This is a genomic window from Myxococcus sp. AS-1-15, assembly GCF_020037055.1.
GTDB classification, from domain to species: Bacteria; Myxococcota; Myxococcia; order Myxococcales; family Myxococcaceae; genus Myxococcus; species Myxococcus fulvus.
The window spans coordinates 1-24230 of record NZ_JAIQDF010000019.1; the positions used below are offsets into that span (position 1 = coordinate 1).

Below are 24230 nucleotides of genomic sequence, written 5' to 3' on the forward strand. Positions count from 1 at the left end.
TGTCGGTGGGCAGCTCCAACACCGGCGGCGCTCCCGCCAGCTGCTCCTTCCACCACCCCAGCTGCTTCTCCAGCACCTCCCCCTTCAGCCACTCCCGCTGCCATCTCGCGTAGTCCGCGTACTGCACCTCCAGTCTCGCGGCCTCCACCGCCTCCCCTCTCACCCTCGCCCCGTACCCCTCTCCCAGCTCCTTCTCCAGCAACCCCACCGACCACCCGTCGAACACGATGTGATGCACCACCCACACCAGCACGTGCTCTTCATCCCCCACCCTCAGCACCTTCGCCCTCAGCAGCGGCCCTCGCTCCAGGTCGAACGGACGCCGAGCCTCCTCCTCCACCTTCGGCAGCACCTCCGCCGCGGACACCGACTCCACCGTCAGCGACAAATCCACGTCCTCGTGGATCCGCTGCACCGGCTTCCCGTCCACCTCACCGAAGGTCGTCCTCAGGGACTCGTGCCTTCGCACCACGTCACGGAACGCCCCCTCCAACGCCCTCACATCCAGCCGGCCTGTGAGTCGTCGGGCGAACGGGACGTTGTAGGAGATGCCTCCCGTGTCGAGCTGTGACGTGAGCCACAGTCGCTGCTGCGCGAAGGACTGCGGCACCACGCCACCGTGCGGCTGGTGCGTGAGGGGACTGCGCTGGGCTTCGTGGTCCTCCTCCAACCGCTCCGCGAGCCGGGACACCGTCGAAGACTCGAACAGGACGCGCACGGGCAGCTCACGTCCCACCACTTCGCGCAGCCGCGACATGGCCCTCGTGGCCAGCAACGAGTGTCCGCCCAGCTCGAAGAAGTCGTCCTCCACGCCCATCCGCGCCAGGCCCAGCAGCGGGGCCAGGACCTCCGCCACCACCTGCTCCATCGCCGTGCGAGGCGCCACGTACTCACGCCGCGAGCCCTCGACCCCGGGGGAAGGCAGCGCCCTCCGGTCGAGCTTCCCGTTCGGCGTGAGAGGCAGGCCCGGCAACATGACGATGGCCGAGGGCACCATGTACTCGGGCAGCCGCGCACGCACCCACGCGCGCAGCTCCTGGGACTTCGGGAGCGCCCCCTCCGAGGGAACACAGTACGCGACGAGCCACCGTCCTCCGGGGCCATCCTCGCGCGCCACCACCGCCACCTCGCGCACGTCCGGGTGGCTCGCGAGCACGGACTCCACCTCGCCCGACTCGATGCGGAAGCCGCGCAGCTTCACCTGTCCGTCCAACCGCCCCGCGAACTCGAGCGTCCCATCCCGCCGCCACCGCGCCCGGTCTCCCGTGCGGTACAGCCGCGCCCCGGGCTCCGCGCTGAACGGATTCGGGACGAACCGCTCGGCGGTCAGCTCCGGACGACGGAGGTATCCCCACGCCAGCCCATCGCCGCCCGTATACAGCTCGCCCCAGACACCCACGGGGACGAGCGACATCGCCGCGTCCACCACATGGACCTGGGTGTTCGAGATGGGTCGACCAATCGGCACGGCGCCGTCCACCCGCGAGCCCGCCGTCAACGGATGGCACGTGGTGAACGTGGTGTTCTCCGTGGGCCCATACCCGTTGATGACGACTCCCCCTCGCGCCAGACGCGCGCGAACGGCGGAGGGCGACACCACGTCGCCGCCCGTGAGGAGCTGACGCACCCCGGACAGCGCCTCGGGACGCGTGGCCATCACCTGCTCGAACAGCGCGGAGGTCAGCCACAGCGTGGTGACGCCACTTCGCGCCAGCCCCGCCTCCAGCTCCTCCACCGAGGGTGTCCTCGGCGCGAAGACCACCAGCCTCGCGCCATTGAGCAGCGGCCCCCACAGCTCCAGCGTCGCGGCATCGAACGAGATGGGCGCGAGCTGGAGGAAGACCTCCTCCGGTCCCAGCTCCGCGAAGCGGCTCCCCTTCACCAACCTCACCACCGCGCGGTGCGGAACGCAGACGCCCTTCGGCCGCCCCGTCGAGCCGGAGGTGTACATGACGTAGGCGAGCGACTCCGGCGGCAAGGGCAACGCCAGGTCGACCTCGGGCTCGTGAGCGAACGCCGCCCCCGTGGGCTCCAAGGGAACGAGCTTCACCGAACCCGAGACGAGCCACGGACAGGCCGCGTCCGGTGCCAGCAAGGCCGCGAGCTCCGAGTCCTCACACATGAAGGACAGCCGCTCGTCCGGATACGACGGGTCCAATGGAACGTACGCGGCCCCGGCCTTGAGGATGCCGAGCGTCGCCACCACCATCTCCAACGAGCGTCGCGCGAAGAGCCCCACCCGACTCCCGGGCTCGATCCCCAGTCGACACAGGTGGTGCGCGAGCTGATTGGCGCGCCGGTTCAGCTCCGCGTACGTCAGGCGCTCGCCCTCGAACGCTACCGCGACGGCGTCCGGAGTGCGGGACACCTGTGCCTCGAACAGCGCGGGGATGCTCGCGTCGCGCGGATACTCCGTCCGCGTCGCGTTCCACTCCGTCAGGAGCAGCCCACGCTCGGCCGCGCTCACGAGCGGGAGCTCGAAGACGCTCGACGAGGGGCGCTCCACCACCGCCTCCAGCAACGCGACGTAGCGCTCCGCCAGTCGCGTCACCGTCTCCTCGTCGAAGAGGTCCGTGTTGTATTCCCAGTACGTCACCAGCCCGCGGCTCGTCTCGCGCGCGAACAGCGTGAGGTCGAACTTGGAGACGCCCGGCTCCAGCGGGATGTCCGTCGCGACGAGCCCCGGCAGGCTGAGCGCCGCGGACGGCTCTCCCTGGAGCACGAAGGCCACCTGGAAGAGCGGCGAGCGGCTCGGGTCCCGCTCCAGCTGCAGTGCCTCGACCAGCTGTTCGAGGGGCACGTCCTGCCTTGCGAAGGCCTCCAGGCACGTCTTGCGGACCTGACGCAGCAGCATCTGGAACGGGACGTCCTCGACCTGGGCCCTCAGGGCCAGCATGTTGGCGAAGAACCCGACCACGCCCTCCAGCTCACGCTGCCCGCGCCCCGCGAAGGGCGAGCCCACGACGATGTCCCGCTGCCCGCTGTGACGCGCCAGCAGCACCTGGAACGCCGCCAGCAGCGTCATGTACAGCGTCACCCCTTCCTTCCGGCCCAGCTCCCGCAGCCTCTCTTCCAGGGCCGGCAGGGGCGGCATCCACTTCAGGGCGCCCGGATAGGTCTGCACGGCGGGACGCGGTCTGTCGGTGGGCAGCTCCAACACCGGCGGCGCTCCCGCCAGCTGCTCCTTCCACCACCCCAGCTGCTTCTCCAGCACCTCCCCCTTCAGCCACTCCCGCTGCCATCTCGCGTAGTCCGCGTACTGCACCTCCAGCCGCGCCGGCTCCACCGCCTCCCCTCTCACCCTCGCCCCGTACCCCTCTCCCACCTCCTTCTCCAGCAAGCGCACCGACCACCCATCGAACACGATGTGATGCACCACCCACACCAGCACGTGCTCCTCTTCCCCCACCCTCAACACCTTCGCCCTCAGCAGCGGCCCTCGCTCCAGGTCGAACGGACGCCGGGCCTCCTCCTCCACCCTTGGAAGCACGTCCGCGGCCGCCACCTCCTCCACCTCCAGCCACAGCTCCACCTCGTCGTGGATCCGCTGCACCGGCTTCCCATCCACCTCGCCGAAGGTCGTCCTCAGTGACTCGTGCCTTCGCACCACGTCACGCAGCGCGCCCTCCAGCGCTCCCACGTCCAGCCGGCCCGTGAGCCGCACCGCGAAGGGCGCGTTGTAGGACGTTCCGCCCGCGTCGAGCTGCGAGAGGAACCACAGCCGCTGCTGCGCGAAGGACTGCTCCGCCACGCCGCCATGCGGCTGGTGCGTCAGCGGAGGCCGACGGCTCGTCCGCTCCGGCTTCGTGGCGATGGACGGCGCGCTCCGCATCATCACGCCACTCGAATCGTGGGCCGAGGCCCCTCTGGCGCCCCCTGCCCGGGCTGCCCCTGAGGCTCCGGCAGGAGCAGGTCGTACGGATTCATCGCGTCACCGGCCAGGCACTCCAGCTCCACGTCCAGCCCCAAGCCGTGGCGTCGCGCCAGCTCGATGAGCACGCCCGTCACCGCCTCGTCCTCCAACGAGAACCCCGTGGAGTCGAACACCGTGGACCGCTCCCGCCACTCCCCGAAGCGCTCGGGATGCTGGACGACCTCGATGATGCCCGGGCCAATCTGCTCGGGCCGCAGCTGCTGACACTCTCCTTCCACCAGCGCCTGCGGCAGGAAGTCCGGACACACCAGGCTGCGCTCCAGCAGCGAGCGCGGCAGCTCCAGCTTCCCCGGCAGGTCCGAGCCCACCGCGTTGACGTGCACCCACGGCTTGAGCCGCCCGTCCTCCAACACCGGCCCCTCTCCCACGCCCACCGACGTCACCGTGCACACGATGTCCGCCTCCGCCTCCACCGTCTCCAACGGCGCCGCGCGGACATCCAATCCCAGGAACGCCGCCCGCCCCGCGAACGAGCGCTGCGCCACCGGGTCCACGTCAAAGACAAGCACCCTCTCAATGGAAAACAACCGCGACAGTGCATGCAGCTGGGTCACCGCCTGGGCGCCGGCGCCGACCAGCCCCACCACCCGGCTCTCCGGATGTGCCAGGTGCCGGCTGGCGATGGCGGACGCCGCCCCCGTGCGCAGCGCCGTCGCCAGCACCCCGTCCACCAGCGCCGTCAGGTGGCCCGTTGCACAGTCATAGACACTGTTCGTCGCGATGATGGTGGGAACCCCATAGTGTCTGGGATTCATCGGATTGTAGCCGACAACTTTGATGGTGATGGATTCACCCTGCCGCATCACCGGCATCCACTCGAGCACGCCTGTCCGGGCGTTGCGCAGCGTGAAGCCCTCGCGCTGCCGCAGCTCCGTGCGCGCGAGGTCGAACGTTCGGAAAGCCGTCTTCAACGACTCGATGACCCGGTCCATCAGGACATCGATTCCCACTTCGTGCACGAGCCTGCGCAGGTCCGCCTGGGTGACGAGGAGTGTCTTCACGGGCGCTCCCTCAGCCTGGAGATGCGCGCACTCTGCATCAATCCGTGTCACCTGAGAAGACAATCAAAACATTCCGACATCTCTTTACGCACCCAGAAGAATAATCATCCCTGATTGCCCATGACCACACTTGCCGACATTGCACGTTTTACATGAACTACGAACAAGCCCTATCATCGCGAGCCGTGAGCACACGAACGGACGCCGCGACGCTGTCCTGGGGTTGGGTTCGCAATCCCAGGTTCGACCTCTTCTTCATCCTCGGAACGGCGGGCCTGGGGCTCGCGTTCTCATTGGCGGCGCTGGCGCGGCCGTCGCTGTTCCCCGTGCTGTTGATGGTGGACGTGTGGCTGCTCGGCTACCACCACGTGGTGTCGACCTTCACGCGGCTGGGGTTCGACGCGGAGAGCCGGCGTCAGCACCGCTTCCATCTGTGGGTGCTGCCGGGGCTCGTCTTCGCGGCGACGTTCGCCGTGTACCAGGCGGGCGGCGTCTGGCCGCTGATGTCCATCTACTTCTACTGGCAGGGGTGGCACTACCTCAGGCAGAGCTACGGCGTCAGTCGCATCCTGGACCGCGCCTCGAAGCGGCCGGCGGCGGAGAACCCCGCCACCGCGTGGATGCTCTACCTGCTGCCGCTCGCGGGGCTGCTCTACCGCTCCGCGCAGGGCTCCACCACCTTCCTCAAGCTGGAGGTGCGGATGCTGCCGGTGCCCTGGGAGGCGGCGTGGGCGGCGGCGGCGTGCGCGCTGGTGGCCTTCGCGGCGTGGGCGGTGCTCCAGGCGCGGGCGCTGCGCTCGGGCGCGGGCAGCCCCGCCCAGACGCTCTACCTGGCCACACACGCGGGCATGTTCGCCGTGGGCTACTTCGTCATCCCGAGCCTGGAGACGGGCTGGCTGGGCCTCAACGTGTGGCACAACGCCCAGTACATCCTCATCGTCTGGCTGTTCCACAACCGGCGCTTCAAGGAGCAGGTCAGCCCCGAGCACCGCTTCCTGTCCACGCTGAGCCAGAGCCGGCGGATGCTCCAGTACCTGGTGGTGTGCGTGGCGCTGTCCGCGCTGCTCTACACGTTCATCCTGCGCGGACTGTCGTGGATTCCAGCGGCCAGCCTGCTCATCGTGCAGACGCTCAACTTCCACCACTACATCGTCGACAGCCTCATCTGGAAGGTGAGGCAGCCGGCGGTGCGGCGAAACCTGGGGCTCGCCGCGTGAGGCCCGGGCCAGGAGGGCCGCGAGGGCTTTCGCCCCGCGGCCCCTGGCGTCGGGCTCAGCCGCGAACGCGCAGCACGGAGCGGCCGCCGTAGCGGGCCTGCTTGCCCAGCTCCTGCTCGATGCGGATGAGCTGGTTGTACTTGGCGGTGCGGTCCGCGCGCGACAGCGAGCCGGTCTTGATCTGCCCGCAGTTGGTGGCGACAGCCAGGTCCGCGATGGTCGCGTCCTCCGTCTCACCGGAGCGGTGCGACATGACGGCCGTGTAGCCCGCCTTGTGCGCCATCTCCACCGCGGCCATGACCTCCGACAGCGTGCCAATCTGGTTGACCTTCACCAGGATGGAGTTGGCGATGCCGTTCTTGATGCCGTCCGACAGGCGCTTGACGTTGGTGACGAACAGGTCGTCGCCGACAATCTGAACCTTCGAGCCGATGCGGTCCGTGAGCAGCTTCCAGCCGGCCATGTCGTCCTCGGCCAGGCCGTCCTCGATGGAGACGATGGGGTACTTCGCCACCAGGCTCTCCAGGTACTTCACGTGCTCTTCCACGGAGCGCTTCTTGCCCTCACCCTCGTAGTCGTAGACGCCGTCCTTGTAGAACTCGCTGGCGGCGCAGTCGAGCGCCAGGGCGATGTCCTCGTTCGGCTTGTAGCCGGCCTTCTCGATGGACTTCATGATGAAGTCCAGCGCGGCCTCGGCGGACGTCAGGTTGGGGGCGAAGCCGCCCTCGTCACCGACGTTGGTGCCGAAGCCCGCTTCCGACAGGCCCTTCTTCAGCGTGTGGAAGACCTCGGCGCCCATGCGCACCGCCTCGGCGAGCGACTTCGCGCCGACGGGCATGATCATGAACTCCTGGAAGTCGATGGCGTTGTCCGCGTGCGCGCCGCCGTTGATGATGTTCATCATCGGCACGGGCAGGAGGCTGGCGGAGACGCCGCCCACGTAGCGGTAGAGCGGCAGCCCGCGCGCGGCGGCGGCGGCCTTGGCCACGGCCAGCGACACGCCGAGGATGGCGTTCGCCCCCAGCTTGCCCTTGTTGGGCGTGCCGTCGAGCGCAATCATCGTCTCGTCGATTTCGAGCTGCGACTCCGCGTTGAGGCCGCGGACCGCCTTGAACAGCTCGTTGTTCACCGCCGCGACGGCCTTCTGCACGCCCTTGCCGAGGTAGCGGCGCTTGTCGCCATCCCGCAGCTCCACGGCCTCGTGCGTACCAACGGACGCGCCGGAGGGAACGGCGGCGCGACCGCGGATGCCGTTCTCCAGGATGACGTCGACTTCGACAGTGGGATTGCCGCGACTGTCGATTATCTCACGGCCTACGACACCGACGATTGTAGTCATCGCGCCTTCGTAGCGAAGGGTCCCCAGTGCGTCAAGGAGACAGGGCCCCGAGCGTCCGCCTCAGGCGCTCCGGGCCTCGCGCTCCGCGTGGTACTGCTCGATGGAGAGGTTGCGCACGCGGGAGCGACGTCCCTCCTCGTTGTGCACGTAGCCCACGCTGGCCACGTACGGCTCGATGACGCGAAGCTTCTGCAGCGGCGTCACGATGAGCAGCTGCAGGTCCAGCCGGCGGAACAGCTCCAGGCCGTACGCCGCGGACTCGTCCGAGCCCCGGCCGAACGCCTCGTCGATGACGACGAAGCGGAACGAGCGCGAGCGCGTCTCGCCCCACTGCAGACCGAACTGGTAGGCGAGGCTCGCGGCCAGCACCGTGTACGCGAGCTTCTCCTTCTGTCCGCCCGACTTGCCGCCCGAGTCCGCGTAGTGCTCGTGCTCCTGGTCGTCCGCGCGCCAGCGCTCGGAGGCGGAGAAGCTGAACCAGTTGCGCACGTCCGTGACGCGCCCGGTCCACTTCGCGTCCGCGTCCGCGGAGCCTTCACGGCCCCGGAAGCGCTCGATGATGCGTTTGACGTCCAGGAACTTCTGCTCGGAGTAGGCGTCCTCCTCCGCGCCGCCGAGCGTGCCCTCGATGCAGGCGCGCAGGTCCTGCTGGAACTCGCGGATGTCCGCGTCCTGGGTGGGCGACAGCTCCAGGACGATGTAGCGGTCCGGGTTGTAGTCGATGGCCCTCAGCGAGCGGTTGATGGTGTCCACCCGCTCGCGGATGCCGTGCCGCTCCCGGTGCAGCTGCGCCTGGAAGTTGGCCACCTCACGGATGGTGTTCTCGTTGAGCAGGCGCTTGAAGCGCTCCTCGAAGCGCGGCAGGTCGTCCGCGCGCAGCGAGTGGAGCAGCGCCACGTACTCCCCGGCCGCCTCCAGGCTCGCGCCCAGCTCCTGCGTCTCCACCGGGAACTCCGCGCGGTAGGCCTGCATCGCGGACAACAGCGCGTCGCGCACCCGCTCCAGCTTGCGCGCCTCGCCGTCGATGCGCGACTGGAGCCGCTCGCGCACCTGACGCTCGCGCTCGTCGCACGCCTCCGCTTCCAGCAGGAGCTCGCCCTGCCCCTCCGCGCACAGCTCGGCCACGCGCGGGAAGCAGGCCCGGATGGACTCGGGGGTCTCGCTCGCCGTGCGCTGACACGTCGCCAGCGTCCGCCGAGCCGCCTCCTCCTTCTCATCCTGCCGTCCCTGACGCTTCTCCACCGCCTTCAGCGCGGTGTCCGTCGCCGCCAGCTCCTTCTCGATGGCGGCGAGCTGACGCTCGAAGCCCCGCAGCACGTCGGACTCGCCCTCCAGCTCGCCCAGCCGCGCCTCCCGGCGCTGGATGTCGCTGGCCACCGAGCGCCAGTCCAGCTCCCGGAAGCTGTCGAACACCGCGAGCTGCCCCAGCTGCTCGGCCCGCTGACGCAGCCGCGCGTGGCGCTGCTCCTGGGCCTCCCACTTCGCCGAGGCCGCCTGGAGGCGCGTCTCCAGGGCCTTGCCCTCCGACTCCAGCGACTGGCGCTTGGAGTCGTTCGTCCAGCCGAGCACCCACTGCGAGCGGTCATCGATGCGCCGCCGGTCATCCTTCAGGTGTCGCTCGCCGCCCGTCTTCACCTGCCCCGAGCGGGACAGGGCCTGGCGCGCGCGCTGGAACTGCTCCGGCGTGTCGCAGCACGTGTAGTCGAACTGCCGCGCGAGCTGCGCCGAGAGCCATCCGCCCATGTGCGAGCCGGGCTTGATGAGCAGCTTGCCGGGGAGCGAATCGGGGCGAGGCTCCTGGGGCCTCGCGAGCCCGTCCTCACGGACGCGGTAGTAGACCAGCCGCTCGTTCAAGTGGGTGCGCTCCACCCACTGGCTCACGCGGGGATGGTCCGCGTCCGCCACCAGCAGCGAGGTGCCCAGCGAGTACAGCACGCGCTCGATGGCGCCCGTCCAGTCGCGCGCCTCGTCACGCACGCGCAGCAGCTCACCGGCGAACGGGAGCGCCTCCTCGGACAGCCCCAGGTCCGCGCACAGCCGGGCGCGCAGGTGGAGGAAGCGCGCGGGGATGTTCGAGCGCTGACGGCGCAGCGACTCCAGCTCCACGGCCACGGCCTCGTGCGACTTCTTCAAATCGCGCAGCGCCATGCCCAGCTCGGTGCGCGACTCCTGCACCTCGGCCAGCTCGCGCGCCGCCGCCTCGCGCTGGAGCTGGATGGCGCGCGTGTTGGAAAGGAAGAGGTCCAGGTCCGTGACCGCGGGCAACCCCACCGACTGGGCCATCCGCGCGTAGCGGTCCGACTTCAGCGCGCGCTCGTCCCGCTCGCGGCGCCGCTGCGTCAACTCCGCCTTCTCCGTCTCCAGCCGGTCTCCCCCGTTGGCGGAGATGGCCTGCCGCAGCCCGTCGCGCTCCGTGCCCTGCCGCTCGCGCTGCTCGCGAAGCGCTTCCGCCTCCGCGCGCAGCTTCTCGCGCTCGTCGCGCACGCTGGCCAGCCGCTCCTCGAACAGCCGCGCCTTCTGCTCGGAGAACCAGGGTCGGAGCGCCTCCCGACACAGCCGGAGCGCTTCGAGCTCCCGCGCCAGGACCGCGTGGCGCTCGTGGTCCGCCACCAGCGGCTCCAGCCGGCTCACCCTCCGCTTCGCCTGGAGCACGGCCTCGTGCGCGCGGTGCAAATCGTCGAAGTGGCCGATGAGCGCCGACAGCCGCGTCTCCACGTCGAAGGGCGGCAGCATGTGGTGGCGCACGAAGTCCGTCAGGTTGCCCACCGACTTCATCGACACCGTCTGGAGGAACAGGTCCAGCGCCTGCTCGTTCTCCAGGCCGAAGCGCCGGCGGAACGCGGCCTGATACGGCGGGAAGGTCTCGTGCACCTCGCGCGCGAGCGACTTGAGGCGCTTCTTCAGCGCGTTCAGGTCCGAGCCGATGCGCGAGAAGTGCTCGGCGATGGAGAGCTTCCCGTCCGCCACGACATAGAGCCGCACCGGCTGGCCCTCCGGCTCCCGCATCCACATCACCTGCACGAGCGTGACGTCCTGCCCGTAGCCCTCGTTGTGGAAGTGCGCCAGCAACACCGAGTACGTCGGCGCGTCACGCAGGTAGACGGGCCGCGCGACCTGCCCCGCGTCGCCGCGCTCGGACTTGTACTGGCCGCGCACGTACGAGCGCAGGTTGCGCTCCTTCGCCTCCGCGCCCGCCGCCTTGTTGTAGGCCAGCTTCTGCGGCGGGACGAAGAGCGTCACCAGCCCGTCCACCAGCGTCGACTTGCCCGAGCCGATGTCTCCCGTGAGCAGCCCGCTCTCCCCATGCAGATCCAGATGCCAGACGTGCTGGTGGAAGGTGCCCCAGTTGTAGACCTCGAAGCGGTGGAGCCGGAACCCCGCGCGCTCGTTGGGCGCGCCGATGTCCAGCAGGTCCGCCTGGGTGAGGGTTCGCACCGTGCTCATTCCGTGCCTCCTTGTTCCTCGACGAGCCGGACGCGGTACGCCTCCAGCCGCCGTTCGAAGTCCTCCAACCACTGCGCGTCGATGAACGCCTTGAGGATGCGACGCACCTCGAAGGTGTCCTCCTCCTCGCCCAGCCGGCGCACGAAGCCCATGCCCACCGCGCGCTCCAGGTCCTGGTTCACGCGCTCCGCCCAGCGCACCTCGTTGGTGCCCTCCGGGAGGAACAGCCGCACCAGCTCGTGCACCTCGTGGCGCCGCAGCACCAGCCGCGTGCCCCCGGCCGCCGCGTCCACGTCCGCCAGCTTCTTGCGCAGCAGCGCGAGCAACAGGCTCAGCCCGTAGCCCAGCTGCCTTCTCGCCACGAGCCGGGGCAGCTCCACGCCGCCCTCCGACTCCGAGCGCTGGCGCAGGAACGCGTAGCCCTCCGGCTCGTCGAGCACGAGCTTCAAGCCCAGCACGGCCAGTTGCTCGCGCACCTTCGGCTGGAGCTGGAGCAGGGCCTGCCACACGCCCGCGTGCTCGTCGCGGTACACCGCGCCCTTCAGGAGCGAGACGAGCACGACGGACAGGGTGTCGGCGGCATCGGCGGTACGAATCGCGGGGGTCATCATCGGACGAAGAGCACCAGGGGAAGGGAGGCGCGGCGGGTGGCGCCGCTCGCATCGGTCCAGAAGAGGTCCTGCGTGCGCGCGTCGTCGACCGAGGCCTTGCGGTCCTCCGACGCGAGGCTCAGGTACGTGACGAGCTCGGCCAGCCCGTGCTGGAGCGGATGCTCGCGCACCAGCTCCGCGAGCGAGACCTGCTCGCGCGCCTGCAGCGCCTCACGCACGTTGAGCCGCAGCCGCGCCTTGTCGATGAACGCGAGGTTGAACAGCGCCTCCGACGGGACGTCGTCGGTCGCCTCCTTCACCTCCTCGTCCGCCATCCGCGCGCGGGCGGGCGGCCCATACAAGGGCCGCTCCAGGGGGAGCTCGAGCGTAGGCGCCAGCTCCTCCAACGACATGAAGCCCTCGCCCGGAGGACGCGAGCGCACCGCCAGCGCGTTGCGTTCGATTCCGCGCAGCACCTGGAGGATGCGGCGGTTCTCCAACCACACACGGTCATCCAGGAAGCGGCGCAGCTGTCCGGACAGTCGCGCCACGGTGCGCTGGGTGTGCTCGCCGGCCTCCAGCCAGTCGAAGTGGATGCGCGGCAGGCGCGCGTCCGGCTGGAGGGATTGAATCGCCGGATGCGACAGCACCCGCTCCAGGTTGCGGGTGAGGGCCTCCTTGCGCTCGGGCGACATGAGGAAGTCCCAGAACGCGCGGAAGCTGCGCCCCTGGTCCGAGCCGTTGATGGCGTCGCGCTCCCCCAGCACCGTCTCCAACAGCTCGCCACGCGTCCCCTCCCACGTGGCGATGCGCTCGCGCACCCGACGGTCCAGCGCGTGGAAGCCGTCCTCCAGCGCGCGGAAGTCGGACATCAGGCCGCGCGCCGTGTCGGACATCTGCTGGAAGCGGTCCTTGAGCGCGGACTCGTCCATCAACTCCAGATGGCCCTCGCGCACGCGGGCTATCTCCTCCTCGAGCTCCGCCTTGCGCTTCTCCAGCTCCGCGAGCCGCGCCTTCGGGTCCACCTCGGTGCCCTCGGTCATCTCCTGGAGCAGGTGGAAGACGGTGAGCAGCCGCGACTCGGTCCCCACGAAGGGCTGCTCGGTGAGCTGGACGAGCCACCGGATGGCGCGCTCCGCCGCGGGCGTCAAATCAAAGTGCGGCTCGTCCATCTCCGGTGGATAGAACTTGCGAAGCCAGCCGGTGCCGTCGGCCGCCCACTCATCGAGATAGGCGCTCGCCGAGCGCGGGAACGCGGCCGCGCCCCGCTGCTCGCGCAGGGCGTGCAGATGGTCCTCCAGCCGCAGCACCAGCTCCCGCTGGGCGATGGCGCGTGCGTTGGATGCGACGAACACCCGGTGCAGGAAGCCGACGATGAGCGGCGCGTGGTCCGCGACGAGCAACCGCCAGCCGGGGTGTTTCAGACGCAAGGTCTCGAGCGTCGTGAAGTCCATGACGCATCATCCATACACCCCACCTCTGACATGCCCGGGTGACGTCAGGGGATGGCTGGATTGAGGGCTCGCGCGTGCCCTGCCTGGTTGGCTGCTCGCGTGCAGTCGGCGCGATGACAGACGCCACAGATTCGTCGCGCGCCAGGCGCTCAAGCTGTCAGGATGGCGACCATGAACAAGCTCGCGACGACAGGCTGGCTGCTGGGCGCGCTGCTGTGGGGCGCGTGTGGTTCGGACGACGTGAAGCGGGAGCCGTGCGTCGAGCGCACCGTCTTCGCGCGCTCGCCGACGGGCGACTGCACGGCCTACGCGTCCAGCTGCGACATCCCCGCGGGCTACCGCGAGTGCTGCGGCGGCTTCCTGGGTGGCTGCGTCGCCTCTGGAGAGGATGCGCGCTGCGTCGACGACCCCACCGACTCCTGCACTCCCGGCGCGGGCGGCGCGGACTGTCCGGGCGTCTGCGAATAACCCTGGCCTCGACCGGGACAGACTCCAGATTTCCACGCGTTTCCAGCATTGGTTGTCTCCGCGCGATTGGGCATAGTGGCCGACGCATGTCGGCCCTCGCTCCCTCCGCGCGCCCTCGCCGTCCGTGGCTTCGCTTCCTGCTGCGTCAGACCATCATCGGGCTGACCCGATTGTCCGGAGTGCTCGCCGGCGCCGCCGAGCGGCTGCGCTGGGTGCGCCTGCGCCACACGTGGCTCAAGCCCAGGCCGGGCGACATCTACATCGCCACCAGCCCCAAGGCGGGGACGACGTGGATGCAGATGATCGTCTACCAGCTCGTCACGCAGGGGCGCGGTGAGTTCGAGCACATCAACCAGATCTCACCCTTCCTGGAGCAGCTGGTCCGCGACGCGAAGGCGGAGGCGCTGCTGGACGGGCTGCCGTCGCCGCGCATCATCAAGACGCACCTGCCCTACTCGCAGCTCAAGCCGCCCCGGGACAGCCGCATCCTGTACGTGACGCGCAACGCGGCCGACTCGCTCAAGTCGCTCTACCACCACCACTACCTGGTGGAGGACACGCCGCTCGACTTCAACCGCTTCTTCCGCGTGGTGATGGACCTGGATGACCCGTGGCTCACGCATCTGGAGTCCTGGTGGCCGCACCGCGCGGACCCCAACGTGCTCCACGTGCGCTACGAGGACCTGGTCCAGGACCTGGAGGGGGGCGTGCGGCGCGTGGCCGCCTTCTGCGGGCTGCCCATCGATGAGTCCCGGATGGGCGACATCCTGGAGCACTGCGGCATCGCCTACATGAAGCAGCACACCCAGCGCTTCGACAACCTGGGCCCCCGGGCCGCGGCGCTGGCGCGGGGCACGTTCATCCACCAGGGGGGCGTGGGCCAGGGACGCGCGATGCTCGACGAGGCGCAGCGCGCCGAGCTGGACGCGCGGGTGGATTCGGCCCGTCAGCGCCTGGGCATGCGGGGCACCGGGCCCTGACGCGGGTGGTCGCCTACACGTCCGGCTTGGACGGCTCCTTGCCCTTCTGCTTGTTGTTCTTCCAGCCCCACGTGGAGCTCCACATCCCCGGCCCCGTGAAGAGCACCGTGACGAGCGTCATCACCGCCGCGCCGATGAGGATTTCCCAGATCATGTCCTCGCCTCCTTCCACTTCCACAACCTGACGCCTCGCGCCCGGGTCGGCACGGCGGAGGTCCGGTTCCACCCCTCGCCGCTTCGTGAGCCGAGTCGCCCCGTGAGCCCGCTGCCCCGGAGACCGGGCAGGCACGCGGTTTCCTGGAACACCTCGCGTGACGCGGCAAACTAGCAGCTCGCGTCACGAGTGCAATCGTGCACGGACAGCGTCCGCGCGGGCGCGGAGTGGTAGTGTGCACGGCCGCATGCCTCACCTGTCCACTCGCGGTGCACGGCCCCTGGCGTACGTCGGGGCGTTGGGTCCTTCCTTCCTCCGCGCACGGCTGGTGTGGGGACTGTTCGTCGGACTGCTCGGTTGTGACGGGCGCCCGCCTCCGGACCTCCCGGGCGCCGAGTGCCCCTCGGGGCCGTGCGGCAACGGCGATGGGGAGGCCATCCGCCCCGAGGGCAGCGTGCGCATCGCGGCGTACAACGTCCATCGCCTGTTCGACACCGTCTGCGACTCGGGTCGGTGTGGGGGCACGGAGTACGAGGAGCTGCCCACGCGCGACGAGTTCGACGCGCAGGTGGCCCGGCTCTCCGGCGCCATCGGGCTGCTGGACGCGGACGTGGTGCTGCTGGCGGAGGTGGAGACGCAGGCGGGGCTGGACGCGCTCCAGGCGCGGCTGCCGGAGTTCCCGCACGCGGTGCTGGGTGAGATTCACGAGCCGGCCAGCGTGGACGTGGGGGTGCTCTCCGCGTTCCCCATCACCTCGGTCGTCACGCACCGGCACCGCGCGCTGACGCGGCCGGACGGCTCGTCCACGCGCTTCGCTCGTGAGTTCCTGGAGGTGCACCTGGACGTGAACGGCAAGGAGGTCATCGTCTTCGCGGCGCACTTCAAGGCGAAGTCGAACGATGACCCGGGCCGCCGTTACGCGGAGGCCAGCGCCGCCCGGGACATCGTCACGCAGGCGGCGGCGCGCGCGCCCCGCTCGCTGGTGGTGATGGGCGGGGACCTCAACGACACGCCGGGCTCGGCGCCCATCGACGCGCTGGAGCAGGACGGGATGCTCAAGCGCGTGGCGAAGGACCGGCCGGACGACCAGACGTGGACGTACAACTACTCCGGTCGCAAGCAGGCCATCGACCACCTGTTCGTGGCCAACAACGCGGCCGGCACGTACGTGCCGGGCTCGTTCCGCGCGGTCCGGGACGGCAGCGGCTACGGCGGCTCGGACCACGCCGCCGTGAAGGCCGACTTCATGCCGGGGCCCTGACGCTCAGCTCGCGGCGGGGATGGCCTGGATGTCGAGCTCGATGTCGACCTTCTCGCCGACGAGCCACCCTCCGTTGTCGAGCGTCTTGTTCCAGCGGATGCCGTAGTCGGAGCGGTTGATGGTGGCGCGCGCCGTGTAGATGAGGCGCGTGCTGCCCCACGGGTCCTTCGACGTGGCGGTGTGGCGCGCCTCGAAGACGACGGGCTGGGTGACGTTGCGGATGGACAGCTCGCCGGACAGGCGGAAGCTGGCGCCGCCGGTGGGCTCCACGTGGGTGCTGCGGAAGGTGAGCTTCGGCGCGGCCTCCGCGTCGAGGAAGTCCGGCGAGCGCAGGTGCGCGTCGCGCTCCGGCGCGCCCGTGTAGATGCTGGCCGTGTCTGCGGAGACCTCGACCTCGCCCCGCGTGGGCTGCTCGGGGTCCACGCGCAGCGAGCCGGAGATGCGCTCGAAGCGGCCGTGCACGCGCGCCACCACCATGTGGCGGGCGATGAAGAGCACGGTGGAATGTGCGGGGTCGATGTTCCAGGAGGTCACGGGCATGAGGGGGAGCTCGTCGGTGCGAATCGAGGGGGAGTGTCGGGTGAGCGGGTCACGGCCGACACAGCCATCCTACGCCAATCACAGCCGCTGTCAGGCCCCGCGCCGAGGAGTCGTCCACCGCGCGTCACCACGAGCACAGGCGGTGAGAATCTTCGTCGCCGGGGTGTCTGGCCGTACGGGTCCGACACGCAACCAAGCCCTACTAACGGTCCTAAGGTAGCAACCTCCGGGAAACCGGTGACGCGAAGCAGCCCGTGTCTCCCCGAGAGACGTGCCGCGTGCCCACTGCCGCGAGTCCCGCGGTAAGAGCGACCGTAAAGCCAAGCAAGGCCCGTCCACTCGGACACCCCGGCGGCGTCATGAAACACCCGGAGAACGGCGCTGGCATTTTGCCAAGCCGCCTTCCCGGAGGGATTCTGGAGACACGGTCTCGTGAGGGGGAGACCCGACCGCCGGCTGGCGGCTCCTCACGCGCGTCCGCTTCTTCCAGGAGCCACAGTCCCGCATGCGGATCGCCGTCATCTCCACGTACACGCACCCCACCCGTCTGCGCATCAAGGAACCCTCCATCATGCAGTCGGCCGTGCCGGAGCTCATCGCCGGCCTGTGCCCGGAGCATGCCGAGGTGGAGATCTTCAACGAGAAGGAGGTCGACCTCCCCATGGACCGTCACTGGGACCTGGTCTTCTTCTCGTACCTGCACTCCTACTACGAGCACACCAAGGTGCTCTCCACGCTCTTCCGCCAGCGCGGGATGACCACCGTCGCGGGAGGCCGGCACGCCAACCACTTCCCCGACGACGCACAGGCGCACTTCGACGCCGTCATCACCGGCGAGCCGGAGTCCAACGTCCCCGCGCTCATCGCGGACTTCGAGCAGGGCCGGCTCCAGAAGCGCTACGCCCTGCCCTCCTCGGGCCCCACCGCCATCCGCCCGTATCGCTACGAGCTCATCGACTTCGAGCACAACAAGGTCCGCCTGCCCGGCATCGAGGCGTCCCGCGGCTGCCCGTTCCGCTGCAACTTCTGCGTCCTCACCGGCCACGAGCGCTACCGCTACCGCCCCGTCGCCCAGGTCCTCGACGAAATCCAGACACGCATGCGCTGGAACCCCAACTACCTGGGATTGATGAAGGACGCCTTCATCTTCCTCGACAACAACCTGGGCGGCTCCCCCAAGTACCTGCGCGAGCTGTGCGAGGCGCTCATCCCCCTGAAGAAGACCTGGGGCTGCGCCCTCACCTTCAACGTCCTCAAGGACGAGTCGCTGGTCAAGCTGATGGCCAAGGCCGGCTGCCGCTACGTCTACACCGGCCTGGAGTCCCTCAACCCCGAGTCCATCAAGGCGATGAACAAGGGCCAGAACACGCTCTCCGAAGTGGACGCCGTCATCCGCCGCGTCTTCTCCTCCGGAATCCTCCTGTCCTTCGGCCTCATCGTCGGCTCCGACGGCGACACCAACGAGTACCTGGAGAAGCTGCCCATGTACCTCTCGGACCTGGGCTACTTCTCCGTCACCTTCCTCGGCATCGTCTGCCCCTATCCGGAGACGCCCTTCTTCCGCGAGCTCCAGGCCGAGAACCGCCTGCTGCCGGGCACCGTCAGCCGCGACTACGACGGCTACACCCTCTGCCACCGGCCGAAGAACCTGCACCCCTCCGAGGTCATCGAGCACTTCCACCGGCTCTGCGGCCAGCTGGGCAGCCTGCCCAACATCGCGAGGCACTACTGGTCCAAGCTGACCTTGAGCAACCTGCCCCGCTACAAGCAGGTCATCACCTTCTCCGGCCCCGAAATCCTCAGCATCCGCAACCCGCTGAAGAACCCCGCCCGGCGCTACATCGCGGGGCTCGACGCACTCGAGGACTGGGACACGCGGCAGATGGCGGCGCTGGGCCTGAAGCCTCAGCAGCTCACCTGACGCCCGCCCGCCGGGGGTGACGCCTCCACCACGGGCGCCATCCCCAGTTCGGCCTCCAGCCGGTCCAGCCGGCGCAGCTCCGCCTTCGCGCCAATGGACTCGAAGATGGCGCGCGCCCGGGCCAGGAACTCGGCGCGCCGGTGCGGCAGCGCCACCGCCGCGTCGTGGTACGCCACGCCCGTCTCCCACCGGTTCGGCGTGTCCTCCAGCGTCTTGATGGCGCGCAGGAACAGCGACTCGGCCGCCTTGCCGCCCTTCTTCAGCGCCAGCGCGCGGGCCGACACGCGCAAGGCCGGGCCCTTCATGTACGGATAGCGCCACGCGAGCAGCCGCGCCTTGAACAGACACCGGCGGACGATGGCCCACAGCGTCTGGCGCGGCACCGCCTGCGCCCCCTGCTCCAGCGCGAACAGCGCACCCTCCGCCGCGTCCACGAGGCCAATCTGGAGGAACGGCACGAGCACGTGGTAGCGCCACAGCGCCTCGTCCGCGCGCACCGCCATCAGCCCCGCCTCCTCCACCTGGTGCTCTCGCACCGTCACGTTGACCAGGTGGTTGAGGCTGGCGCACTGGTTGGCCAGGTCCTGCACCTCGATGCTGATGCGTAGCCCCTGCTCCAGCTCCGCGCACAGCTCGCCCACCTCGCCCTCGCCGCGCAGGTAGCGGCACATGGGCACCCACGAGTGCGCCCAGCCCTGGTGCATGAGCGCGTGCAGCTCCTCGCCCATCTTCCCCATCTCGACGTACGCGGCCTCCGCGCCCTCGAACCGCGAGGCGAGGAACTGGCTGGAGCCCAGCATCATCAGCCCCGTCTGCACCTCCCACATGTCGCGCACCTGGCGCAAGAGCGCCATGGACTGCTCGGCGTACTGCGTGGCCTCCGCCTGCTTGTTGCTGAAGATGGACAGCGTGGCCAGGCGCGACAGCGCGATGCCCTCCGCCGAAGGGTCCCTCGCCTGCCGCGCGTAGCTCAGCGCCCGCTGGCACCAGCGCTTCGACAACCCGAGGAAGCCCGAGCCGAACAGCAGCGAGCCGTAGTAGCTGCTCGCCAGGCTCAGCCCCCGCTCCCCCTTCGAGCGCTCCGCCATGATGGTGGCCACCATGGTCGCCCACGTGAGCTTCGCCAGGTCCTTGAAGTAGTAGATCTTGATGAGCGAGACGAGCGTGGACAGCTGCTTGAGGTACAGCGGCAGCCGAGGCCCCAGCGGCCGGGCGAGGAAGGGGAACAGGCCGTAGAGCAGGTGCAGCCCGAAGGCCAGGAGCGTGCGCAGCGCCAGTGAGAACAGGTTGCGCGGCATGGGACGCCCCATCAAGTCCATGGCGCGCTCCAGCTCCTGGATGGCGCGCTTGGACTCGCCCTTCTCCTGGTGGGCGCGGCCCAGGCCCAGGTGCAGCTCCGCGCGGCGCGGGTCCTGGTCCTCGTCCGCCAGGCACTGCTCGAACATGTGGATGGCGCCCGCGTAGTTGCCCGCCTGCAAGAGCGTCTCCGCCAGCTCCTGCATCACCCGGCGCGTCTTGAGCAGCACCTCGTCCGGGTCCAACGCCTGGGTGATGGCGAGGATCTCGATGGCCTTGTTGTAGTGGTGGACGGCGTCGTCGTTCGCGTACTGCGAGCGAGCGCCGCGCGCCGCCATCAGCGTGTACTCCAGGCCCTTCACCTCGTCGTTCCCGGCGAGGAAGTGGAACGCCAGGATGCCCGCGGACGGCGCGGTGTTCTCCCCCGCGCGCGCCTCCAGGAAGAGCGCCAGGCGCCGGTGCAGGTCCTCGCGCGAGGACACCATCAGCGTGTTGTACGCGGCGTCGCGGATGACGATGTGCTTGAAGATGCACGTGAAGGGCTCCTCCACCTCCAGGAGGATGAGCCCCAGGTGCGTCAGCGTGTCGATGGCCTCGCGGATGCGCTGGCGAGGCACCGAGCCGGGGGCCAGCGCCGCCACGGCGTCCAGCGTGAAGATGCGGCCGATGACGGACGCGACCTTCACCACCAGCTTCTCCGTCTCGCTGAGCAGGTCGATGCGCCCGAGCACCACGTCCTGGATGGAGTCCGGCAGCACCAGCGTCTGCAGGCCGCGCTTGAGCTCGCGCCGCGCCGCGCCCGGCGACACCGGCCCCAGGTAGCCGCCCTCCACCATGCCCTGGACGATGGACTCCGCGAAGAACGGGTTGCCCTGCACCTTGGAGAGCAGCAGGTCCTCCAGCGCGGTGTCCGGCGGCTCCATGCGCAGGTGCACGCGCAAGAGCGCCCGCGTGTCCTCGTCATCCAGGCTGGAGACGTCGAGCTTGCGCAGGTACGGCAGGTGCTCCAGGCCGCGCAGCTGCTCTCCGGGCCGCATCGTCACCAGCAGCGTCAGGCGCAGGGGCGCGAGCCGGGCGGCGACGTACTCGATGAGGTCGACGGAGATGTTGTCCGCCCAGTGCAGGTCCTCGAAGAAGAGCAGGAGCGGCGTCTTGCGCGCGTGCTTCTCCAGGAGCTGGAAGATGATGTGGAAGACCTTCTGGTTCTTGTGGCGCGCGTCCAGCCCCGAGGTGGCCGCGTCCTCCGCCACGCTCAGGCCCAGGATGTGCGCCATCACCGGCGTCCACTCCGGCCCCACGTCCTCCAGGCTGTCGAGCCCCTGCCGCACCCGGAGCAGCTGCGCGTCCACGTCATCGCCCTCGTGCAGGCCGAACAGCTGCACGAGCACCTCCTTCCAGGGGAAGAAGGGCGTGAACATCTCGTACGAGTAGCAGATGCCGTACAGGCTGCGCGCGCCGCGCGACTCGGCCTCCTCCACCACCCGGGCGCCCAGGCGCGACTTGCCGATGCCCGCCTCGCCGGACACCACGCACAGGCGCCCCGCGCCCTGGAGCGACTCCTCCACCGCGGCCTGCAGCTGCCCCAGCTCGCGCCGCCGGCCGACGATGCCGCCCCGCCCCTTCACGAAGAGGCTGCGGCGCACCTCGCCCTTGAGCCGGAAGATGGGCACCGCGCGGGTGACGCCCTTGAGCGTGGCGTCCTCGACGAACTCCGTGGCGAAGCCGCCCTGCTGCAGCTTGCGCTCCGTCTGCGCGTCGATGTGGATGCCCACCCCGTCCGCGTACGTCATCAGCCGCGCGGCCAGGTTCACCACCTCGCCCAGCGCCGAGTAGCCCTTGCGCCAGGGCGAGCCCATGTCGCCGAAGTACGCGTGCCCCGTGGCGATGCCAATCTGCAGCTCGCGCACGTAGGGGTAGGCCTCGCGCTCGCGCACCAGCTTGCACGCGAGCCGGCTGGCCAGCACCTCCTTGTTCTGCTGGGCGGTGGGCGCGCCGAACAGGACGTAGAGCACGTTGCCCTTGTCCGTGAAGTCCGTCATCAGGAGCACGCCGCCGTGGTGCGCGCTCTCGCGCTGGACGTACTCGTAGAAGGCGTTCAGCTCGCGGGTGAAGGCCTCCACCTCGGACGGCCCGTGGTCCGTCTTGAAGCGCAGGAAGAAGCAGGTGAGGTCGCGGAAGTCACCGCCCAGCTCCTGGTGCGCGGTGGTGATGCGCGTGAAGAGCACCGGGTGGAGCAGGAGCGCGCAGCGGCCCACCAGCTCCTCGCCGCCCGGCGCGTCGAACACCGGCGGAGGCCGTGCCTCCAGCGGCACCGAGGGCTCCAGGCGGTAGGCGCCGTCGCACTCCTCGCCCACGCGCGCCAGGTCCGGCAGGAGCGCCCAGGCCTCCGGACTCAGCAGCACCTCGCCCACCCGGGCCCGCTTCTCGGCGGCCACCGCCTGCTCCAGCGGCCGGCCGACGAGCGCCGGGTGCATCCACATGCCCGTCGTCCCCAGGACGATGCGGTGCGACTCGCCCACGCCGATGCCGATGCGCGAGGACACACCGAAGCGCTGCCCCAGCAGCTCCAGTCGGGAGAAAGGAGCGAGCCTTCGCTGCACGTCCAGCGCGCACCGGGCCGCGCGCGCCACCGCCTCCGCGTCGCCCTCGTCGGAGGCGGGCTCGAAGCAGGCGAGGATGGAGTCACCGGCGAACTGGTAGATGTCGCCGCCGTGCGCCTTCACGACGTCGATCATCTCCGTGTAGTAGCCGCGCAAGAGGCGCTGGAGCGCGTCGATGCCGCGAGGCCCTTCACCGCTCAGGCGCACGACGATGGGCGTGAAGCCCGCGATGTCCAGCACCAGGATGGCGCCGCGCACCGACTCCACCGGCGGCAGCGCGTGCGCCTCCGTGTCCTCCAGCCTGCGAATCAGGGCGCCAGGGATGTAGGGCCGGAGCGAGGACAGCACCAGGTCGATGTCGGCCGACGACATGCTGGCGCCCTCAGCCCAACGTCCTGAAGCGAATCCACATCGCCGCCACGCCCACCCCGGCGTAGAGGAACGTCTCCAGCGTCTCCGACAACGGCTGCGCCTTCCTCAACGCCCCCCACGCGTGCACCACCACCATGGCCGCGCACACCCAGCCGATGAGCTCGAAGAGCGCCGGCTGGCTTCGCGGGTCCGGGATGTAGCGCATCACCGTGAGGATGATGGCCAGCGCCACCCCGCCCAGGCACCGGCCGAAGTACACCGTCAGGTCCGTGTTGCCCTGCATGGGCGCCCAGCCCAACCAGCGAGACCAACGCAGCGGCATCAGGAGGAGCGGCAGGGCGAACACCAACAGGAAGAACGTCGTCGAGACGGCCAGGAACCAACTTGCCAGCGGGTATTCGGCACTGATCATGTCGACGCACGAGGAACGACGCGGAAACCGGTCTTCAGCGTGGAGCGGCAGTGCCCCCGGCTCCCCATCCTAGTCGGTTTTCACCCGGCTTCGAGCACCCTCGAAACAGACGAGGATTCCTGGGTTTCCAAGCTCAGGGAGCAGGAGGGCGGGCGGGCTCGAGGACGGCGGCGCGGAGGAACTCGGCGACGCGCTCCAGGGAGTCGGTGCGCTCCAGGCCGGAGGGGAAGCGGCGGAACTCATCGGGCGAGCCGAAGAGGATGATGGGCTTGTCGTAGCGGACGCACAGCACGGCCTCGGCCGCGGTGCCGGCGCCTCCGGGCAGGGCCACCAGGGCGTGAGGGGTGAGGACGTTGATGTGGTTGCGGCTGAGTGGATCCGTCCCCTGCTCACCGCTCAAGGGCAGGTGGGTGTAGATGGCCAGCTCCACGCCCGGGTTGGGGTAGCCCTGGCGCGGGACGTATTCGCCGTCCTTCACCGTGCCGGGGACGATGCCGATGGAGATGCCCCGCCGGCCCACCACCTGGACGAACGCGTCCGCCGCCGCGCGCATGACGCCGCTGCCCGCGCCGGTGAGCAGGTCGAACCCCGCCTCGGCGATCCACCGCGCCAACGGAATGACGCGCTCCAGGTGCTCCTGCCGCCCCGAGCCGAACACGCCGATGATCCGCCGTTCCTTTCTCATGACTGGTTTGCTCCTTCCCGCGGATGTGACCGGCCCGACCCCCAGCTTCTTCCATGTGCGTCCCACGCATCCGGCGCAACCGTTCAGTGCGGCACAGAGTCCGCGTCCGCCGTTCACCGATGGAAGGATCCACCCTCCGACAGAGCCCGAAATGACGCTTGCAGGACGCGGCGCGCCCAGGGGTGCTCCGCGCCCCAGCGCCCTGGCCTGTCAGACCCCCTCCGTAACCTGCTTCACGTCAAGCCTGGAGGTGGCCGTGTTCGACACCTGTGGTGGATGTGAGCGACGTGGTGGCCCCGGTGAAATCTTCGACTGGTGCGCCAACTGTGAGCTGTCCCTGTGCCCGCGCTGCATGGAGCGAGGGTGCTGTGACGAGTACCCCGCGGAGTCGGGGCGTGGCGCGCCGAGGTTGTTGCCGGACCCGCCGGAGGACGACGCCCTTCCCCTGCCCGAGCACTTCGGTGGGCGGTGCTGCTCCAGTGCCCGCGCGGTGGCGTGCTCGTGCGCGTTCCATTGGGTCTGCGAGCGGCACGGCGACCAGCACATCGGCACGCACGACTGA

At 69.6% G+C, this 24230-nt stretch carries 17 protein-coding genes; 6 read left to right on the forward strand and 11 right to left on the reverse strand.

Features of this window, described 5'->3' with window-relative positions; genetic code table 11:
- On the reverse strand, positions 1-3835 hold a 3835-nt coding region (locus K8625_RS36790), incomplete at its 3' end, for a non-ribosomal peptide synthetase (protein WP_223785317.1).
- Entirely contained in the window at positions 3835-4935 is a 1101-nt protein-coding gene (locus K8625_RS36795; protein WP_223785318.1) for an ornithine cyclodeaminase family protein, read from the reverse strand. The genes K8625_RS36795 and K8625_RS36790, both read right to left, overlap by 1 nt.
- A gap of 185 nt (positions 4936-5120) precedes the next feature.
- Here K8625_RS36795 and K8625_RS36800 point away from each other — a divergent pair, with 185 nt between their 5' ends.
- Entirely contained in the window at positions 5121-6152 is a 1032-nt protein-coding gene (locus tag K8625_RS36800) for a hypothetical protein (RefSeq protein ID WP_223785319.1), read from the forward strand.
- 55 nt (positions 6153-6207) lie between these two features.
- Here the strand turns inward: K8625_RS36800 and eno are convergent, their stop codons facing one another.
- The 4 genes from eno to K8625_RS36820 are packed head-to-tail and all read right to left on the reverse strand — an operon-like array spanning position 6208 to position 12979.
- Complete coding sequence (gene eno / locus K8625_RS36805; protein WP_223751653.1) at positions 6208-7491, reverse strand: phosphopyruvate hydratase; 1284 nt, start codon at positions 7489-7491, stop codon at positions 6208-6210.
- A 60-nt stretch (positions 7492-7551) separates the two neighbouring features.
- Positions 7552-10935 (reverse strand): ATP-binding protein, encoded by a 3384-nt coding sequence (locus tag K8625_RS36810; protein WP_223785320.1) that lies wholly within the window; start codon positions 10933-10935, stop codon positions 7552-7554.
- Positions 10932-11546, reverse strand: a complete 615-nt coding sequence (locus K8625_RS36815; RefSeq protein WP_223785321.1) for a DUF4194 domain-containing protein — start codon at positions 11544-11546, stop codon at positions 10932-10934. The genes K8625_RS36810 and K8625_RS36815 overlap by 4 nt, the downstream gene beginning before the upstream one ends.
- Positions 11543-12979, reverse strand: coding sequence for a DUF3375 domain-containing protein (locus tag K8625_RS36820; protein WP_223785322.1), 1437 nt, complete (start codon positions 12977-12979; stop codon positions 11543-11545). The genes K8625_RS36815 and K8625_RS36820 overlap by 4 nt, the downstream gene beginning before the upstream one ends.
- Before the next feature lie 171 nt (positions 12980-13150).
- On the opposite strand from K8625_RS36820, the gene K8625_RS36825 reads away from it, so the two are divergent.
- Entirely contained in the window at positions 13151-13447 is a 297-nt protein-coding gene (locus K8625_RS36825; RefSeq protein ID WP_223785323.1) for a hypothetical protein, read from the forward strand.
- An 86-nt stretch (positions 13448-13533) separates the two neighbouring features.
- Positions 13534-14427 (forward strand): sulfotransferase domain-containing protein, encoded by an 894-nt coding sequence (locus K8625_RS36830; RefSeq protein ID WP_223785324.1) that lies wholly within the window; start codon positions 13534-13536, stop codon positions 14425-14427.
- Between the two features lie 13 nt (positions 14428-14440).
- Here K8625_RS36830 and K8625_RS36835 read toward each other — a convergent pair whose 3' ends face one another.
- Positions 14441-14581 (reverse strand): hypothetical protein, encoded by a 141-nt coding sequence (locus K8625_RS36835; RefSeq protein WP_223751647.1) that lies wholly within the window; start codon positions 14579-14581, stop codon positions 14441-14443.
- 298 nt (positions 14582-14879) lie between these two features.
- Between K8625_RS36835 and K8625_RS36840 the strand changes: the two genes are divergently transcribed.
- Positions 14880-15842, forward strand: a complete 963-nt coding sequence (locus K8625_RS36840; protein WP_223751646.1) for an endonuclease/exonuclease/phosphatase family protein — start codon at positions 14880-14882, stop codon at positions 15840-15842.
- Positions 15843-15845: 3 nt separating this feature from the next.
- Here K8625_RS36840 and K8625_RS36845 read toward each other — a convergent pair whose 3' ends face one another.
- The gene (locus K8625_RS36845) at positions 15846-16382 is read right to left on the reverse strand and encodes a YceI family protein (RefSeq protein WP_223751645.1); all 537 of its coding nucleotides are present in this window, start codon (positions 16380-16382) and stop codon (positions 15846-15848) included.
- 505 nt (positions 16383-16887) lie between these two features.
- Here K8625_RS36845 and K8625_RS36850 point away from each other — a divergent pair.
- The gene (locus K8625_RS36850) at positions 16888-18303 is read left to right on the forward strand and encodes a radical SAM protein (RefSeq protein WP_223785325.1); all 1416 of its coding nucleotides are present in this window, start codon (positions 16888-16890) and stop codon (positions 18301-18303) included.
- On the opposite strand, the gene K8625_RS36855 is transcribed toward K8625_RS36850, so the two are convergent.
- From K8625_RS36855 to K8625_RS36865, 3 genes are all read right to left on the reverse strand, one after another.
- Positions 18288-22571, reverse strand: a complete 4284-nt coding sequence (locus K8625_RS36855) for an AAA family ATPase (protein WP_223785326.1) — start codon at positions 22569-22571, stop codon at positions 18288-18290. The two genes, K8625_RS36850 and K8625_RS36855, sit on opposite strands and share 16 nt — an antisense overlap.
- 10 nt (positions 22572-22581) lie before the next feature.
- The gene (locus K8625_RS36860) at positions 22582-22983 is read right to left on the reverse strand and encodes a hypothetical protein (RefSeq protein WP_046714650.1); all 402 of its coding nucleotides are present in this window, start codon (positions 22981-22983) and stop codon (positions 22582-22584) included.
- A gap of 133 nt (positions 22984-23116) precedes the next feature.
- Complete coding sequence (locus tag K8625_RS36865; RefSeq protein WP_223785327.1) at positions 23117-23668, reverse strand: molybdenum cofactor carrier protein; 552 nt, start codon at positions 23666-23668, stop codon at positions 23117-23119.
- Positions 23669-23924: 256 nt separating this feature from the next.
- Between K8625_RS36865 and K8625_RS36870 the strand changes: the two genes are divergently transcribed.
- Positions 23925-24230 (forward strand): hypothetical protein, encoded by a 306-nt coding sequence (locus K8625_RS36870; protein WP_141324330.1) that lies wholly within the window; start codon positions 23925-23927, stop codon positions 24228-24230.